Origin of the sequence: Microvirga sp. 17 mud 1-3 (assembly GCF_003151255.1) — a bacterium.
In the GTDB taxonomy this organism is placed as follows: Bacteria; Pseudomonadota; Alphaproteobacteria; order Rhizobiales; family Beijerinckiaceae; genus Microvirga.
Window position 1 is genome coordinate 3380140 of sequence record NZ_CP029481.1, and the last position, 16687, is coordinate 3396826.

The window sequence follows — 16687 nt, forward strand, 5'->3', positions numbered from 1 at the left end:
ACAAAAACTTCCCTTGCGGAATTCATTCCATTTTGAGACATGCGATTTCACTGCGGTCATCGGTTCCGGAATCGCCAGGGGGGAACGAATGGTTCATCGTACAAGTCAAGCACGCAAGAATATAACTATGGCCAAGGGCCTGTTCGCCCTGACGGCAGTCTCGGCGACTGCTCTCTCCTGGCCTGCCCTTGCGGTCAATCTCAACGATCCTGCCGAACAGGCGGCAGGCGGAATCACAAATTACTGGGATCGCGGCAATACGCTGCCGAACGTCGTCGCGCTCTACACCGACCGTGGCGAGTGGTGCACGGGCACCCTCATCAACAGCCGCACGATCCTGACGGCATCCCATTGCATCATGGACGAGGATACGGGCGCGATCAGAAACGACCCGTCCGCCCTGAACGACCAGATCCGCTTCGGCAGCAACGCAAGTGTCGCAACACCGAACGACCGCGCCGTCAGCGGTGCCTATGCCCACCGCGGCTATGATCCATCGGGTTACGGACTGCATGACATTGCGCTCCTGTCCCTGAGTGGCCCCGTCAAGAACGTCGTTCCGGTCACACTGATCGGCCCCAACGATCCTCTTCCGGCGAAGGGCTCCCTCGTCCTCATCAGCGGATATGGCCGCTCCGGCACGGGCACGGATCCGGACATCAACAACGACGACAAGCGGCGCATCGCCTACACAAATATCGGCGGATATGAGCCGACGCAGCCCGGCAATCCGCGCTCCATCGCGGCTCAGTTCCGGGTTCCCGGCTCGCCGTCGAACCCGGACAGGTTCGGGCTCGATGCCCAGGGCGTCCCCCTCCCGGATCTTCAGGGGCAGCCCGGCCCCGGCGACAGCGGCGGACCGCTCTTCCTTGTGACGGAAAACGGACTTGTCCAGATCGGCACGGTCATCGGCGGCGGAAACGGCTACGGCGCGATCGATTACTGGACGCCGGTGCAGGATTATTACGGCTGGATCCTCGAGAACAATCCCCTCCGCACGACCTCATCCAACGTGGGAAGCTTCGCCTGGAGCAACCCGAGCGCATGGACCGATACGCTGGGTCGCAGCGAGGTTCCCAATAACCAGGACGGCGGCTTCACGGGGTTCGGCGAGGTCGGTCGCTACTATGAGGTCTCCCTGAAGGCGGCCTCGACCATCACGGCCGACATGGACGCGACCGTCGACAGTCTCACCATCGCTCATTCCCAGGCGACGCTCGCCATTCCGGCGCAGCATACGATCACGACCCTGCTCGACACTCAGATCGACAGCGGTGCCCTGCGGGTCGATGGGCGGCTCGGCGTTCAGAACCTCTTTGTCATGGGCGGCGTCCTTTCCGGCACCGGCACGGTTGCGTCCTCAGGGGAAGTGATCAATGCCGGCGGCATGGTATCGCCCGGCCAAGCGAATGCCCTCGGCACCCTCACGATTGCGGGGAATTACCGGCAGCTGTCGGACGGCACCCTGGCAATCCGTGTGACGGAGTACGGTTCAGACCGGCTCGCCGTCACCGGCACCGCACGCCTCGACGGAACGCTCGCTCTCGCCGGAACACCCACGGCCATCGACACCAGCAAGAACTACACCGTGCTTACGGCCGCCCAGGGCGTCGACGGCCGCTTCGCCCAGGTGAACTCGAACCTTCTGTTCCTCAACCCCGCCCTGGCCTACCAGTCGGATCTGGTCAGCGTCTCGTTCGTGCGCAACAAGCGAGCCTTCGACACGGTTGCGGCGGATGCCAATGACGACGCGGTCGCGGACGCCATTGCGACCCTCGAGCCCTCGAACCCCATCTATCAATCGGTCGTCGCCGGCACGACCGCGCAGGAGATCCGTGACACCTTCGACCTCCTCTCGGGCGAGGCGCACGGCTCGGCCGTGACGGCGGGCTATGCCCAGGCCGGGCTGATCCAGACCACCCTCCTCACCCGCCTGCGCCAGCCGCTCACGTCCCTGCCGCTGCTCGCCCAAGGCGCCTACGGCGCCGCCTTCGCGGCCGATCGGCCCGGCCAAGCCGTGGCCCCGGTCGCGGTCACGCCCGCTCCCATCGCCCCGCGCTATGCCCTGTGGGGGGAAGGCTTCGGGGCCTGGGGCAAAACCCGCTCCGACCGCAATGCCGCTTCGCTCGACACCTCCACCGGCGGCTTCCTGATCGGTGCCGATGCCCAGGTCACGGACGGCTGGCGCCTTGGCCTCGCCGGCGGCTATCTGCGCACCTCGTTCGATGTCGATGCCCGCCTCTCGTCCGGCTCGAACGAGAGCATCTTCGGTGCCCTCTACGGCTCTGGCCAATGGGGCGCCCTCACCCTGCGCCTCGGCGCGGCCTATGCCCGCCACGACATCGACTTGAGCCGCACCATCACGTTCCCGGGCTATGCCGATGCGGTCAAAGCCTCCTATGACGGTTCGACCCTGCAGGCCTTCGGCGAGCTCGGCTACCGGCTCGGCTTCGGCGCGCTGGCGCTCGAGCCGTTTGTCGGCGCGTCCGTGCTGCGGCTGTCGACCGACGGTTTCCAGGAGCAGGGCGGGGCTGCCGCGCTGACCGGGTATGGGCGGACCTATGATCTCGGCACCACGACCGTGGGCTTAAGGGCCGAGGCGCGCTTGAGCGAGACGGTGCCGCTGACGCTGAGCGGCCTGCTCGGCTGGCGGCATGCCTATGGCGATGTGGCGCCCGAGGCGCTGCTGGCCTTTGCGGGCGGAGCCTCGCCGTTCACGGTGGCGGGCGTGCCGGTCGACCGGGATGCCTTGGTGGCCGAGGCGGGTCTCGACTGGCGGGCCTCGGAGGCGATCAGCTTGGGCGTCAGCTATGCCGGGCAGATCGGCGCACGGGCGCAGGAGCATACCGTCAAGGGCAACTTCGTCTGGAGGTTCGGGACCTATTGAGCCGGACCCATCGATCTCTTGCCTGATGAGGGCGCGCCAGTGGCGCGCCCTTCGTCGTTCAAGGAAGGGCCGGCGCCCTTCAGTGATGCCGCGATGTTGACGGCCGCATCCGTAGACCGATACTCCGTGGAAACATCACCGCGTACGAAAACCTCCTTCGTCATTCGGCCCTCACATCCCTGCCCTATCGGCCTGTCATCATGAGAACCGCATACCGCATCGAGCAGCTTCTCACGGGATCCGTGGCGCCGCTCGGGCCGCGCGGGATCCCGAGCGGCATAGCCAAGCGCCCACGCCCGGACCGTGTCTGGCTCGGCCCTGAAGGATTGACCGGAGACGAACAGGGCGACCGCCGACATCACGGCGGCCCTGAGAAGGCCGTGCACCACTATGCCTTCGACCACTACGCGACCTGGCGCGCCGCGCTGGGGGAACGCGACGTGCTTTTTCGGCCCGGAGCCTTTGGCGAAAATCTCTCGACGACGGGCCTCACCGAGGCGGAGGTCGCCATCGGCGACATCTTCCGCGCCGGCGAGGCGCTGATCCAGGTCAGCCAGGGGCGCCAGCCCTGCTGGAAGCTCAATGCTCGCTTCGGCGTTCCCGACATGGCGACACGCGTCCAGACCAGCGGCCGCACCGGTTGGTATTACCGCGTGATCGAGCCAGGGTTCGTGGAGGCCGGCGATGAACTCGTCCTGGTCGAGCGCCCGGTTCCCTCTTGGACGATCGAGCGCCTGTGGCGCGCGCTCTATGTCGACAAGCTGAACATCCCGGAGCTCACCGCGATGACCGCTCTCACGCTTCTATCGGAAAACTGGCGCAAGCACGCCGAGAAGCGCCTCGCGACCGGTCAGGTCGAAGACTGGTCCCGCCGCCTCGTCGGCGACCCGGGCCAAGCACCTGCGGCGCCGGAGCGTTCCTGAAGCGGAGTGCCCCGTTCTGCGAGCGACTGGCCTCATTCGGCCGGCGCCGGAGGAGCCGGCGCCTCAGCAGGCTCCTGGCGTTTCCTGTCGCGCGTCACCAGTCGGAAGAACAGCGGGACAAAGAAGATCGCCAGGAAGGTCGCGGCCAGCATGCCGCCGATCACGCCCGTGCCGATGGAGTGGCGGCTGGCCGAACTGGCGCCCGTCGCGGTCGCCAGCGGCACGACACCGAGGATGAAGGCGAGCGAGGTCATGACGATGGGCCTGAACCGGAGCCGCGCTGCCTCAAGGGCGGCCTCGTAGGCCGGCATTCCGGCGCGGTAGCGCTCTGTCGCAAACTCGACGATCAGGATCGCGTTCTTGGCCGCCAGGCCGATGAGGGTGACGAGACCGACCTGGAAATAGATGTCGTTCTCGATGCCGCGCAGCCAGATGGCCAGGATGGCGCCAAAGACCGCGAACGGGACCGCCGCGATGACCGCGAACGGCAGCGACCAGCGCTCGTACTGCGCCGCCAGGATCAGGAACACCATGATGAGGCCGAACACGAACCCTTGCGTGCCCGTTCCGGCCGATTGCAGTTCCTGATAGGCGGATCCAGTCCAGCCGATGGAGTAATCGGACGAGAGGGTCTGGGCGACCACCTGCTCCATGGCCGCGATGGCCTGGCCGGACGAATAGCCAGGCGCCGGATTGCCCTGGATTTTCGCCGCCGGGAAGACATTGAACCGGTCGACTACATCCGGCCCGACGATGCGGGTGGCCGAAACCAGAGCGTTCAGAGGAACCATCGTGTCGTTGGCGGAACGCACGAAGACGTGCCGCAGATCATCCGGCGTCTGACGGAACTGGGCCTCGGACGACAGGCTCACCCGATAGGTGCGGCCGAACAGGCTGAAATCGTTGACGTACAGGCTCCCGAACGTGCTCTGCATGGTGTCGAAGATGGTCGTGATCGGCACGCCCAGCGCCTTCGCCTTGTCCCGGTCGACATCGATCCGGTACTGGGGCACACCCGTGTTGAACGTGGTCGAGACACCCGCAAGCTCCGGGCGCTGGCTGGCCGCCTGAATCACCTGCTGAGCCGCCTGGGCGAGGCTCTCCAGATTGCCGCCGGAGCGGTCCTGAAGATAGAACTCGAAACCGCCCGTGGTGCTCAGGCCCATGATGGGGGGCGGGTTGAAGCCGATCACGACCCCGTCACGGAAATTGGCGTTGAGGGCTGCAAAAGACGGCGCGAGATTGCGCGCATCAAGGCTCGGATCCGTGCGTTCCGACCAGTCCTTGAGGGTGACGAAGGACACGCCCGCATTGGTCTTCTGCGCCCCGGACAGGAAATCGAAGCCTGAAATCGTCACCACGTCGGCCACGGCCGGGTTCTGCATCGCCCCTTCGGTGACCTTCGCGGTGACGGCGATCGTCCGGTCGAGGGAAGCGGCCGGCGGCAGCATCGTCACAAGGAAGAAGGACCCCTGATCCTCCGCCGGCACGAGCCCTCCCGGGACCCGCTGGAACAGCCACCAGGTGGCCCCAAACATCAGGACAATGATGGCCAAGACCGCCAGGGCGCGCCGCAGGAAGAAGGCGGTGCCGCCGACGAAACGCTGGGTCAGCCAGTCGAAGCCGCGGTTGAAGACGCGGAACGGCAGCCAGGGCTCCTGATGTCCCTCCTTGAGAAAGACCGCGCACAGGGCCGGCGTCAGGGTCAGGGCCACGATGCCGGACACGACCACCGACACCGCGATGGTGACGGCGAATTGCCGGTAGAGCTCGCCGGCCAGCCCGCCGAGGAACGACACTGGGATGAACACTGCGCAGAGCACGAGCACGACGGCCACCACCGGCCCGCTGACCTCGTGCATCGCCTGGATCGCCGCCTCGCGCGGGCTCTTTCCCTCCGACGACATGATCCGTTCGACGTTCTCCAGAACGATGATGGCATCGTCGACCACGATGCCGATGGCCAGGATGAGCCCGAACAGGGTGAGGAGATTGATGGAGAAGCCGAGCAGATACATGCCCGCGAAGGTGCCGATGATCGAGACCGGTACGGCGAGGACCGGGATAACCGTCGCCCGCCAGTTCTGCAGGAACAGGAAGACCACCACGACCACCAGAATGATGGCCTCGATGAAGGTATGGACCACCGCCTCGATCGATGCGTTGATGAAGAGCGTGGTGTTGAACGGCACGTCATAGCGCAACCCGTCGGGGAAACGCCGCGAGAGCCGCTCCATCGCGGACTCGATGGCCCGCGAGACCTCCAGCGCATTGGCGTCGGGCTGGAGATAGATGCCGATGGGCACCGTCGGCGCTCCGTTGAGGGTCGAGACGGTCGAGTAGTTCTGCGAGCCGAGCTCGACCCGCGCCACGTCCTTCAGCCGCAGCGCCCCGCCGTTTTCATCGGAGCGCAGGATGATCTGCTCGAACTCGCGCGGATCCGCAAAGCGCCCCTGTGTCGTCACCGAATAGGTGAAGGCCTGGCTGCCGGGCATCGGCTCCTCGCCAAAGCGGCCCGCCGCGAACTGGGCGTTCTGCTCCCGGATGGCGTTCGCAATGTCGCCCGGCGTGAGGTTGTACTGGGCGACCTTGTCGGGCTTGAGCCAGATGCGCATCGAATAGTCGGAAGCGCCGAAGAAGGAGGCATCGCCTACGCCGGGCGTTCGCCGCAGCTCGTCGATGATGTTCACGAGCGCGTAGTTCGAGATGTAGATCGTGTCGTAGCGCCGATCCGGGGACGACAGGGTGACGATCTGCAGAATCGACGATGACTGCTTCGTGACCGTGACGCCCTGTCGCCGCACCTCTTCGGGCAGGACCGCTGTCGCGCGCTGGACGCGGTTGTTGACGTTGATGGTCGCCTGGTCCGCATCGGTGCCCGTCTTGAAATAGACCGCCAGGCTCATGGTGCCCGACCCCGTGGAGGTCGATTGCATGTAGATCATGTCCTCGACGCCGTTGACCTGCTGCTCCAGGGGCGCTGCCACGGTCTCGGCAATCGTCTGGGCGCTCGCGCCCGGATAGGTCGCCGAAACCACGACCTGAGGAGGAACGATCTCGGGATATTGCGCGATCGGCAGGACCCGCATGGCGAGGAGCCCGGCCAGCAGGATGACGATGGACAGGACCGAGGCGAAGATCGGGCGGTTGATGAAGAACGTCGACATGATGGGCGCGCTCCTGCGGCGGGTCAGCCGGGCGGCTTCGCGGCCGGCGCCGGCTGCGCTGCTGGTGCGGACGTGGTGCCGGAGGATACCGGCACCGGCCTGACGGGCTGGCCTGGGCGGACGCGGATCACGCCATCGACGATGACCCGCTCACCCTTGCGCAGCCCATCGCTGATCACCCAACCCTCCTTGAGTTCCGGGCCCAGCCGGACGGGCCGGACCTGGGCGACGTCGTGCTCTCCGAGCACATAGACCGTAGGCCCCTGTGGCCCCTGGCTTACCGCCTGCTGCGGCACGACGATCGCGTCCGGGAGCGCAATGCCCATGAGGCGCACCCGCACGAACTGGCCGGGTAGAAGGACACCGTCGGGATTGGGAAAGACCGCTCGCGCCTGGATCGTCCCCGTCTGCGGGTCGACACGCTGGGCCGCCGTATCGATCTTGCCGGTCTGGGGATAGCGCATCTCCGGGGTGAATTGCAGCTCGACCGTCAGATCCTTTTCGGAAATCGGGTTGTCCCGATGCTCGTTCAGGACCCGGAACGCGCGGCCCTCCTCATCCGTGAAGGAGAAGTTCACATAGGCGGGATCGAGCGGCGTAATAGTGGTCAGAAGTGTCTGCTGCGCCAGGATAAGCGAGCCGATCGAGGGCGACTGCAAGGCCGTGATTCCGGAAACCGGAGCTGTCACGGTGGTGTAGTCCAGGTTGAGCTTGGCGTTCTGCACTTCGGCTTCGGCGAGCTGGACGCCGGCGCGGGCCTGGTCCCGACGGGAGCGGGCCTCCGTGAGCTGCGCCTCCGTGGAAATGGCGCGGCGGGCGAGCGGCTCGATCCGGTTGAAGTTCTCCTCAGCCTCCTGCAGGGCCGCCCGCGCCTGATCCAGCTGCGCCGTGGCCCGGTTCAGGGCCACCTCGTAGGTAGCCGGGTCGATTCGGAAGAGCACCTGGTCCTGCTTGACGCGCGCACCCTCCTCGAATTCCCGCTTGAGAAGAAGCCCGCCGACGCGCGGGCGCACCTCGACATCGCGGAAGCCTGCGACGCGACCGGCGAACTCCACCGGATAAGGCACCTCTGCAGGCTGAGCCACGATGATGCCGACCTGTGGCGGAGGCTGCGCGGCCTGGGCCTGGGGCACTGATGGCATGTGGGATGGACGGAAGACGAGGACGTAATATGCACCTGCGGCCACCAAAGCGGCCAGGACGACGAAGAGGATGCGCCTGATCACCTTGCCCTCCGAGGCCTCGGGGATGATTCATAAGCCGTAGGGAGCGATCGGCCTCCGATCGCTTCAGCCTGGGAATGCCGCAGGCCGCGACATCTTAGCTTACCTTAGAGGAGACATAAGCAAACGGACAAGATGGACAATTCCATCAAACGGCTAATTTTCCCATTTACATCGCGAGAGCTGAGGGTTTTGTTTAAGGCCTTGCCGGGAGGACGAACTGGTAGAGCTGGGCCCTGCGGTACGCATGATGCGCCTTGAAATACGCCGCCGCCTCGTCCACCGGCAGCGCCGGACTGAACAGGAATCCCTGGCCTTGGTCGCATCCCAGCATCTGCAGGCAGCGAAGCTGCGCGGCATCCTCCAGACCCTCGGCCACCGTCTGCATTCCGAGCCTCTTGGCCAGATCGAGCGTTGCACGCACGATCGCCCGGTCGTTCGGACTCGTGGCCAAGTGCACGATGAATGAGCGATCGATCTTGATCTGGTCGACCGCATAGCTCTTCAGATGCGTCAGGGACGCGAACCCGGTTCCGAAATCGTCGAGCGCAATCGAGACGCCGAGCTGCCGCAGCGCCCCCAGCGTCTGGGCCACATCCGCGCCCCTGTCGTCCAGGAGCACCGACTCGGTGATCTCCACCGTCAGCTGCGAAGGTGCAATTCCCTGTGCGGCGAACAGCCCGGCCACTTTCTCGGGATAATCGCCCCGTTTGAGCTCGGGCGCGGCCGCATTGACCGACACCTTGCAGCGCGGCAGCCCAGCCTTGCTCCAGTGCTGGAGATCCCGGCTGACGGCGCTCAGCATGTGCTCGCCCAAAAGGGTGGACGTATCCGGATCTTCCAGGGCCGCCTGGAATTGGCCCGGCGCCAGGATCTCGCCGGACGGGCGCACCCAACGGGCCAGGGCCTCGAACCCGCAGGCGCGCCGGTCCGTCAGACGCATCTGCGGCTGGTAGAACGGCTGGATCTCGCCGGCTTCGAGCGCACGCTGGAAAGCCGCCAGCTGCTCAAGTCGGCCCAGCGCGGCGGCGCGCATGTGCGGGGCATAAATCTGCGCCTGCCCGCGCGCTTCGTTCTTGGCCCTGTGCAGCGCCAGATCGGCATTCTGGATCAGCTCGTCGACCTGGCGTCCGTGCTCCGGAAAGAGCGCGATGCCGAGGCTGGCACCGGACCTGAGCCGCGGCAGGTAACGGCGCATGATCGCAGCCGTGACCTCGAGCAGGCGGCCCGCCAAAGAGGTCACGTCTTCACGTGCGGGACTATCGGTCACCAGAAGGGCGAACTCGTCGCCGCCAAAGCGGCCGATCGCGTCGTTCCGGCCCAGCAGGGCCCTGAGGCCGCGGGCAATGTCGATCAGGACGTCGTCGCCGATCTGGTAACCGAAGGAGCCGTTGAGATCCTTGAAGCGGTCGAGGCCGAGCAGGATGAGGGCGAGCCGGCTGCCCGCCGCCTCGGCTCGGGCGATGGCTTCGGCGCAGCGGCCCTGGAAGTGGTTGCGACTGTAGACGCCCGTCAGGCCGTCCTCCGGCGCGTGGGCCCGCGTCGGCTCCCAGGCCGATCCGTCCTGGCCAGCGCCATCCTGGCTCGGCCCCTCCTGATGCGATGCCTCGTGGCTCGACGTTTCCTGAGCAGACGAAGAGCGGCCGGAGCGGGAGCGGGTTTGGCGCGGCGCGGCAGCCGGCTCAGGGCTGCCCAACAGATCGAGCGTATCCTGCCCCGAGGAATTGTAGACGGAGAGGATCGCGTCGCGCGACAAGAGCATGCGGGTCATCCGGCGGCCTTCCCCTTTGCATGCCGGCGATCCTCCAGCCAGGGTTGGTGGCAAAAACCGCGTCACCGGAGGGCGAACGCGGCCATTCGGAAAACCTTGGCCGTCCGGCCTTTAAAATTTGCTGAAGCAACAGGGTTAACCAATTCGCCCGGAATGGTGCGAATGGGAGACCGCAATCGATGCCGGGGAACCGCAGAGGCGCACAACATCCGCACGGCGGGCACGAGCCGCGAGGCGGAGGCTCTGGGGCGGAAATTCAGATGTCCGGGAAGTCTTTGGTGGAGCCAGGCGGAATCGAACCGCCGACCTCTTGAATGCCATTCAAGCGCTCTCCCAACTGAGCTATGGCCCCACGCTGGCCGCGGTGTTGGGGCACCGCGGAAAGGGTCGCTGCCGAAGCAGCGGCGTCTCTATAGTCGGGTCCGATGCGAGGTTCAAGCCTCTTCATCGTCCTCCAGATCGCTGTCGATCAGGTCGGAGACATCGTCGTCGCCCTCTTCCTCATCCTCGAGGAAGGTGTCGTCATCGGCGACGTCGTCGGCCACATCGATGTCGTCGTCGCCGGGCAGGTCCTTCTCGGCCTCGCCGGCCTCGACCTCGTCGAGCGAAATCATTTCGGCGCCCGCCGTCTCGAGCTCGGTCTCGTCCTCATCGTTGGCCGCATGAGCGACCGCAGGAGCGGCGACGCGGCTCATGGCGGTCGCCTGGAAGACGGTGCCGCATTTCGGGCAGACAGCGGGATCCCTGCTGAGATCGTAGAATTTCGCGCCGCAGCTCATGCACTGGCGCTTCAAGCCGAGTTCCGGTTTGGCCACGGGTAATGCCTCAATCTGGATAGTTGGGAAGGCTCCGTTAGTCGCGGGGGCATCCCTTGTCAAACAAGAAATTTCCCGGGAAGCCCAAAGCGGGACCCCGTGCGGGATGACGGCACCGAAAGTGCATGTTAGGAGCCGCCCTGCAAGACAATAAAGGGGGCCATCATGGGACACGCGCACGGAATAGCATCACCCGTCACCGGCCGGGCCGGCGGGGCCTTGAAGGGGCGCCTTCGTGTCCCCGGCGACAAGTCGATCTCCCACCGCTCCATGATCTTCGGCCTGCTCGCCATCGGCGAAACCCGGGTCGAGGGCCTCCTGGAAGGCGATGACGTGCTCCGCACTGCAGAGGCCTGCAAAGCCCTCGGCGCCCAGATCACCCGCGAGGGCCCCGGCCGCTGGCGTATCCTCGGCGTCGGCATCGGCGGCCTGAGCGAGCCAGCCGGCATCCTCGATTTCGGCAATGCGGGCACCGGCTCCCGGCTGATGATGGGCGTGGCGGGCAGCCACCCGATCACCACCACCTTCGACGGCGACGCCTCCCTGCGCAAGCGCCCGATGCGCCGTATTCTCGATCCCCTTGTCCGGATGGGCGTCACTGTGGTCAGCGAGGCGGAGGGCGGGCGCGTGCCCCTCACGCTGCGCGGGCCGCGCGAGACAATCCCGATCACCTACGAGACCCCGGCCGCCTCCGCCCAGATCAAGTCCGCGATCCTGCTCGCGGGCCTGAACTCGCCTGGCCGGACCACCGTGATCGAGCGCGAGGCGACCCGGGACCATACAGAGCGGATGCTGCGCCACTTTGGCGCAACGGTCGAAGTCGTCCCCCACGGGGAGGACGGCCGCGCCATCACGCTCCAGGGCCAGCCTGAGCTGAAGGGCTCTACCGTCGTGGTGCCGAGCGACCCCTCGTCGGCGGCTTTCCCGATCGTTGCGGCGCTGATCACGCCCGGATCCGACGTGGTGATCGAAGGCGTGATGATGAACCCGCTCCGCACGGGCCTCATCACGACGCTTCTTGAGATGGGAGCCTCCATCGAGCGCCTGAACGAGCGGGACGAGGGCGGCGAGACGGTCGCGGACCTGCGCGTGCAGGCGAGCCGCCTGACCGGCGTCACGGTTCCGGCCGCGCGGGCGCCCGCCATGATCGACGAATATCCGATCCTGGCCGTCGCGGCCGCCTTCGCCGAAGGAACCACCCGGATGCAGGGCCTTCACGAGCTCAGGGTCAAGGAATCCGACCGTCTGGCGGCCGTCGCGGCAGGCCTCGCGGAGACGGGCGTCCCCCACGAAATCGAGGGCGACGACCTCGTGGTCCATGGCACGGGCGGTAAGGTCCGGGGCGGCGGTCGCCCGATCGCCACCCATCTCGACCACCGCATCGCCATGTCGTTCCTGGTCATGGGGCTGGCGACCGAGGAGCCGGTGACGGTGGACGACGGCGCCATGATCGCCACCAGCTTCCCGACCTTTATCCCGCTCATGCGCGAGCTCGGCGCCACCATCATCGACTGATGCGCGCCATGATCATCGCCATCGACGGCCCTGCCGCGTCCGGCAAAGGCACCCTCGGCAAGCGCCTCGCGGACCATCTGGGCTTCGCCCATCTCGATACTGGCCTCCTCTACCGGGCGGTCGCGGCCGTCTTGATGGCCCGCGGCACGCCCCTCACGGACCGGGACGCCGCGGCGCTGGCGGCCCGGACCCTCGACGTCTCCCATCTCGACGCGCCGGACCTGCGCGGCGCCAGGATGGGCGAGGCCGCTTCGGTCATCTCCGCCTACCAGCCCGTCCGGGATGCCCTGCTCGACTTCCAGCGGCAGTTCGGCGGCCAGGGGCCGGGGGCCGTGCTCGACGGCCGGGACATCGGCACTGTCGTCTGCCCGGACGCCGACGTGAAGCTCTTCATCACGGCAACCCCCGAGGAGCGGGCCCGCCGCCGCCATCTCGAACTCCTGCGGCGCGGCGAGGATGTGGCCTACGAGACGATCCTGGCCGACATCCGGCGCCGGGACGAGCGGGACATGACACGGGCCACCGCCCCGCTCAGGGCCGCGGACGACGCCGTCACGCTGGACACCACGGACCTCGATGCGGACGCGGCTTTCCAGGCGGCCCTCGCGGTCGTGGAGGAAAAACGGCGCAAAACTTGACCTTGCGTCATGCCGAGAAGCTGGCACACTTCATCGGACCAGACCGGCTCCTCGAAGGAGATGACCGATGGTTCGCTCCGGCTGCATGCGCCTTGCCGCAGGTCTCGTCCTGGCCCTGACCTTTCTGGTCGTATCTCCCCGGGCCAAGGCCCAGACGGAGGTGGACCTTGCCCTCGTCCTGGCGGTCGACATCTCCTTTTCGATGGATACGGAGGAGCAGGCCCTGCAGCGGGAGGGATTCGCCCAGGCGTTCCGCTCTCCCCTCGTCCACGAGGCGATCCGGGGCGGGCTTCTGGGCCGCATAGCCGTCACCTACATGGAATGGGCCGGATCGGCGGACCAGAAGGTAATCGTCCCCTGGACGGTCCTCGACAATTCCGAGAGCCTGATGGCTTTTGCGGACAGGATCGCGTCGACGCCCCTGCGGCGCGCCCAGCGCACCTCCATTTCGAGCGCCATCGATTTCGCGACGCGCCTTTTCGACGAGCTCGACGTCAGCCCGACCCGCCGGGTCATCGACGTCTCGGGCGACGGCCCCAACAACCAGGGCCGCACGGTCGAGCAGGCCCGGAACGACACCCTCGCCAAGGGAATCGTCATCAACGGCCTGCCGATCATGCTGCACAAGCCCGGCTACCTCGACATCCCGGATCTCGACATCTATTACAGGGACTGCGTCATCGGAGGTCAGGGGGCGTTCATGGTTCCGGTTCGCGAGCGCGACCAGTTCGTCAACGCCATCAAGACCAAGATCCTGCTCGAGGTCGCCAATCTCACGCCTCGTCAGGATTTCCGGATCGAGCGCATCCAGGCTCCCCCCCGCGCCAATTGCCTGACGGGCGAGATGCAGTGGCGCGACCGTTGGAACAACTGACACCAGACCCATCATGAACAAGCTGACCTTGGCGCTCGTGGCCCACGACGCCAAAAAGGACGACATGGCCGATTTCGTCGCCATGCACGAGAATTCCATTCGCCCCTTCACGCTCTTCGCCACCGGAACCACCGGCGGACGCGTGATGGAGCGCTGCCCTGCGCTGTCCGTCACGCGGCTGAAGAGCGGCCCCCTCGGCGGCGATCAGCAGATCGGTGCGATGATCGCCGAGGGGAAGATCGACGCCCTGTTCTTCTTCGTCGATCCCCTGTCCCCGCACCCTCACGACGTGGACGTGAAGGCGCTCATGCGCCTCGCCCTCGTCTACAACATCCCGATGGCCCTCAACCGGGCCACGGCAGAGCGCCTCATCATCAGCTTCGATCCTTAAGACACCTTATGTGCCGCGCGGCTTGGCCCTGCGGGTCGGCGGTGCGCTGACCGGATCCTCCGGCCAGGGATGCTTGGGATATTGCCCGCGCATGTCGGCGCGTACGGCCGCCCAGGAGCCGCGCCAGAAACCCGGCAGGTCGCGGGTGATCTGGATCGGTCGATGGGCCGGCGAGAGCAGATGCAGGATCAGGGGCACACGCCCGTTCGCCAGGGTCGGGTGCCGGTCGAGGCCGAACAGTTCCTGGACGCGGACCGCCAGGACGGGGCCCTCCTCGCCCCCGTAATCGACCGGAATCATGGACCCCGTCGGCACCTCCACATGGGTCGGCGCCTCCGTGTCGAGCCGCCGCCGGAGGTTCCAGGGCAGAAGTTCCCTCAGGGCCTCGCCGAGAAGGTCCGGGCCGATTTCGGACAGGCCGGATTTGCCGACGAGATGGGGCGCGAACCATTCCTCGGCGGTCGCGGCGAGCGCCTCGTCCGACAGGTCGGGCCATTCCTCCCCCTCGGCCTTGCGCAGGAACATGACCCGCTCGCGCCATTGGGCGAGAGCCTTCGACCAGGGCAGGGCCGACAGGCCGAGAGAGGCCAGCCCGGCCGCGAGGGCGCGGGCGCTTTCCTCCGTAGCCGGAACCCGCAAGGGGCGCTCGCCCAGCACGAGGGCGCCGTAGCGCCTCACCGAGCGGGCACGCAGAGACCGGGCCTGCCGGTCGAACACCACCTCGTCCCGCCGCTCGATCTCGTCGCCGAGCAGGGCTTCGATCGCGTCCGGCGCAATGGGCGCCGCCGCCAGAATCCGCGCGGAGGCTGCGCCGCCTGCGATCTCGGCAATGGCCAGATAGGGGTTCCTGGCCAGGCGCTCGTGCGGCTCCAGGGAGGCGCCGCGCCCATTGGCCATGAGGTATTCCCCGGGCTTGCCCCGCGCCTTGGCGATACGGTCCGGATAGGCCAGCGCCAGAATGGCGCCGAACGACAGCTCGCCTCCGGCCGAAGACGCGGAGCCCGCGCTGCGTGCCCAGCCCTCCGCCAGACGGCGCATGTCCTCGGCTCGCCGGGAGCGGTCACGGCGGAAGCGCTCGACCCGGTCGGACACGTCCGCCATATCGCCCCCGAGTCCCCGCTCGACGAGCACGGCCGCAATATCGGCCGCGTCCCGGGCCCGCCCGGCCTCGCCGGCGGCCAGCACCATGCGGGCGAGCCGGGGCGGCAGGGGAAGGTCGCGCAGGCGGCGGCCGGTCTCGGTGATCCGGCCCTGCCCGTCGAGGGCGTGGAGCTGTTCGAGCAGGGCCCTCGCCTCCTTCAGGGCCGGAGCCGGGGGCGGATCGAGGAAAGCGAGAACCGTCGGGTCCGTGACGCCCCAGGCGGCACAATCGAGAAGGAGCGGCGCAAGATCGGCGGAGAGGATTTCCGGGCGGGCGAAAGGTTCGAGCGCGCCGGTCGCCGCCTCTTCCCAAAGCCGGTAGCAGAGGCCGGGCTCCGTGCGCCCTGCCCGGCCCCGGCGCTGATCGGCGGCGGCGCGCGAGACGCGCACGGTCTCCAGCCGCGTCAGGCCGATGCCCGGCTCGTAGACCGGCACCCGCGCGAGGCCGGAATCCACCACGATGCGCACGCCCTCGATGGTGAGCGAGGTCTCGGCGATGGAGGTCGCGAGGACGACCTTGCGGCGGCCGGGCTTCGCCGGGCTCACCGCAAGGTCCTGCTCGGCCCGGTCGAGCGCCCCGTAGAGAGGCGCCAGGTCAACGGCCGGATCGGAGATGCGCTCGCGCAGAAGCGCCTCGACGCGGCGGATCTCCCCCTGCCCCGGCAGAAACGCCAGGACCGAGCCGGGCTCCGCCCGCAGGGCCCTGGAGACCGCATCGGCCACCTGCTCGTCGATGCGCCGGTTCGGATCGCGCCCGAGATAGCGTGTCTCGACCGGATAGGCCCGGCCCTCCGACGTGATCACGGGCGCATCGCCCAGAAGCCGGGCGACCCGGGCACCGTCGAGGGTCGCGGACATGACGAGGAGGCGCAGGTCCTCCCGCAGGCCGCCTTGAGCGTCGAGCGCCAGGGCGAGGCCGAGATCGGCATCGAGGGAGCGCTCGTGGAATTCATCGAAGAGGATGGCCGCAATACCGTCGAGGGTCGGATCGTCGAGGATCATGCGGGCGAACACGCCCTCGGTGACCACCTCGATCCGGGTCCGGCGGCCGACCTTGGAACCGAGGCGCACCCGAAGGCCGACGGTCTCGCCCACTGCCTCGCCCAGGGTCCGGGCCATCCGGTCCGCCGCCGCCCGGGCGGCGAGCCGGCGCGGCTCCAGCACGATGAGCTTGCGCCCCTCGGTCCAGGGCTCGTCGAGGAGCGCGAGGGGCACCCGCGTGGTCTTACCCGCCCCCGGCGGCGCCACGAGGACCGCGTTCGGGCGGGCGCGAAGGCTCGCCGCAAGATCGGCGAGCACCGCGTCGATGGGAAGGGCTGTCTCGAAGGCGCGCATGCCGCCTG

11 protein-coding genes and 1 tRNA gene are annotated in these 16687 nt (G+C 67.4%); 6 read left to right on the plus strand and 6 right to left on the minus strand.

The window, feature by feature from the left end:
- Positions 1 to 127 precede the first annotated feature (127 nt).
- Together C4E04_RS15920 and C4E04_RS15925 are read left to right on the plus strand one after the other, a co-directional pair.
- The gene (locus tag C4E04_RS15920; RefSeq protein ID WP_162559426.1) at positions 128 to 2887 is read left to right on the plus strand and encodes an autotransporter domain-containing protein; all 2760 of its coding nucleotides are present in this window, start codon (positions 128 to 130) and stop codon (positions 2885 to 2887) included.
- Between the two features lie 200 nt (positions 2888 to 3087).
- Complete coding sequence (locus C4E04_RS15925; RefSeq protein ID WP_109598915.1) at positions 3088 to 3810, plus strand: MOSC domain-containing protein; 723 nt, start codon at positions 3088 to 3090, stop codon at positions 3808 to 3810.
- A gap of 32 nt (positions 3811 to 3842) precedes the next feature.
- Here the strand turns inward: C4E04_RS15925 and C4E04_RS15930 are convergent, their stop codons facing one another.
- The 5 genes from C4E04_RS15930 to C4E04_RS15950 form a co-directional block, all read right to left on the minus strand.
- Positions 3843 to 6977: an efflux RND transporter permease subunit gene (locus C4E04_RS15930; RefSeq protein ID WP_109598917.1), complete on the minus strand. Its 3135-nt coding sequence runs from the start codon at positions 6975 to 6977 to the stop codon at positions 3843 to 3845.
- 23 nt (positions 6978 to 7000) lie between these two features.
- Entirely contained in the window at positions 7001 to 8203 is a 1203-nt protein-coding gene (locus C4E04_RS15935; protein ID WP_245416120.1) for an efflux RND transporter periplasmic adaptor subunit, read from the minus strand.
- Between the two features lie 193 nt (positions 8204 to 8396).
- Positions 8397 to 9971: a bifunctional diguanylate cyclase/phosphodiesterase gene (locus C4E04_RS15940; RefSeq protein WP_109598919.1), complete on the minus strand. Its 1575-nt coding sequence runs from the start codon at positions 9969 to 9971 to the stop codon at positions 8397 to 8399.
- Positions 9972 to 10247: 276 nt separating this feature from the next.
- Positions 10248 to 10323 (minus strand) — tRNA-Ala (locus tag C4E04_RS15945).
- Between the two features lie 82 nt (positions 10324 to 10405).
- Positions 10406 to 10786: a TIGR02300 family protein gene (locus C4E04_RS15950; protein ID WP_109598921.1), complete on the minus strand. Its 381-nt coding sequence runs from the start codon at positions 10784 to 10786 to the stop codon at positions 10406 to 10408.
- Between the two features lie 165 nt (positions 10787 to 10951).
- Between C4E04_RS15950 and aroA the strand changes: the two genes are divergently transcribed.
- The 4 genes from aroA (at position 10952) to C4E04_RS15970 (ending at position 14204) form a co-directional block, all read left to right on the plus strand.
- Positions 10952 to 12301: a 3-phosphoshikimate 1-carboxyvinyltransferase gene (aroA, locus tag C4E04_RS15955; RefSeq protein WP_109598923.1), complete on the plus strand. Its 1350-nt coding sequence runs from the start codon at positions 10952 to 10954 to the stop codon at positions 12299 to 12301.
- 8 nt (positions 12302 to 12309) lie between these two features.
- Positions 12310 to 12939: a (d)CMP kinase gene (cmk, locus tag C4E04_RS15960; RefSeq protein ID WP_109601199.1), complete on the plus strand. Its 630-nt coding sequence runs from the start codon at positions 12310 to 12312 to the stop codon at positions 12937 to 12939.
- A 67-nt stretch (positions 12940 to 13006) separates the two neighbouring features.
- Positions 13007 to 13813 carry a DUF1194 domain-containing protein gene (locus C4E04_RS15965; RefSeq protein ID WP_109598925.1) on the plus strand — a complete coding sequence of 269 codons (807 nt, stop codon included), beginning with the start codon at positions 13007 to 13009 and terminating at the stop codon, positions 13811 to 13813.
- A gap of 13 nt (positions 13814 to 13826) precedes the next feature.
- The gene (locus C4E04_RS15970; protein ID WP_174219283.1) at positions 13827 to 14204 is read left to right on the plus strand and encodes a methylglyoxal synthase; all 378 of its coding nucleotides are present in this window, start codon (positions 13827 to 13829) and stop codon (positions 14202 to 14204) included.
- Between the two features lie 6 nt (positions 14205 to 14210).
- Here C4E04_RS15970 and hrpB read toward each other — a convergent pair whose 3' ends face one another.
- A complete protein-coding gene (gene hrpB, locus C4E04_RS15975; RefSeq protein ID WP_109598929.1) occupies positions 14211 to 16679 on the minus strand; it encodes an ATP-dependent helicase HrpB in 2469 nt (822 codons plus the stop codon).
- Between the last annotated feature and the right edge of the window lie 8 nt (positions 16680 to 16687).

Excerpts from the sequence above, each read along its gene's own strand:
- C4E04_RS15940 (WP_109598919.1), bottom strand. The coding sequence starts at position 9,971 with ATGACCCGCATGCTCTTGTCGCGCGACGCGATCCTCTCCGTCTACAAT.
- C4E04_RS15920 (WP_162559426.1), top strand. The coding sequence starts at position 128 with ATGGCCAAGGGCCTGTTCGCCCTGACGGCAGTCTCGGCGACTGCTCTC.
- cmk (WP_109601199.1), top strand. The coding sequence starts at position 12,310 with ATGATCATCGCCATCGACGGCCCTGCCGCGTCCGGCAAAGGCACCCTC.
- aroA (WP_109598923.1), top strand. The coding sequence starts at position 10,952 with ATGGGACACGCGCACGGAATAGCATCACCCGTCACCGGCCGGGCCGGC.
- C4E04_RS15965 (WP_109598925.1), top strand. The coding sequence starts at position 13,007 with ATGGTTCGCTCCGGCTGCATGCGCCTTGCCGCAGGTCTCGTCCTGGCC.
- C4E04_RS15930 (WP_109598917.1), bottom strand. The coding sequence starts at position 6,977 with ATGTCGACGTTCTTCATCAACCGCCCGATCTTCGCCTCGGTCCTGTCC.
- hrpB (WP_109598929.1), bottom strand. The coding sequence starts at position 16,679 with ATGCGCGCCTTCGAGACAGCCCTTCCCATCGACGCGGTGCTCGCCGAT.
- C4E04_RS15925 (WP_109598915.1), top strand. The coding sequence starts at position 3,088 with ATGAGAACCGCATACCGCATCGAGCAGCTTCTCACGGGATCCGTGGCG.
- C4E04_RS15970 (WP_174219283.1), top strand. The coding sequence starts at position 13,827 with ATGAACAAGCTGACCTTGGCGCTCGTGGCCCACGACGCCAAAAAGGAC.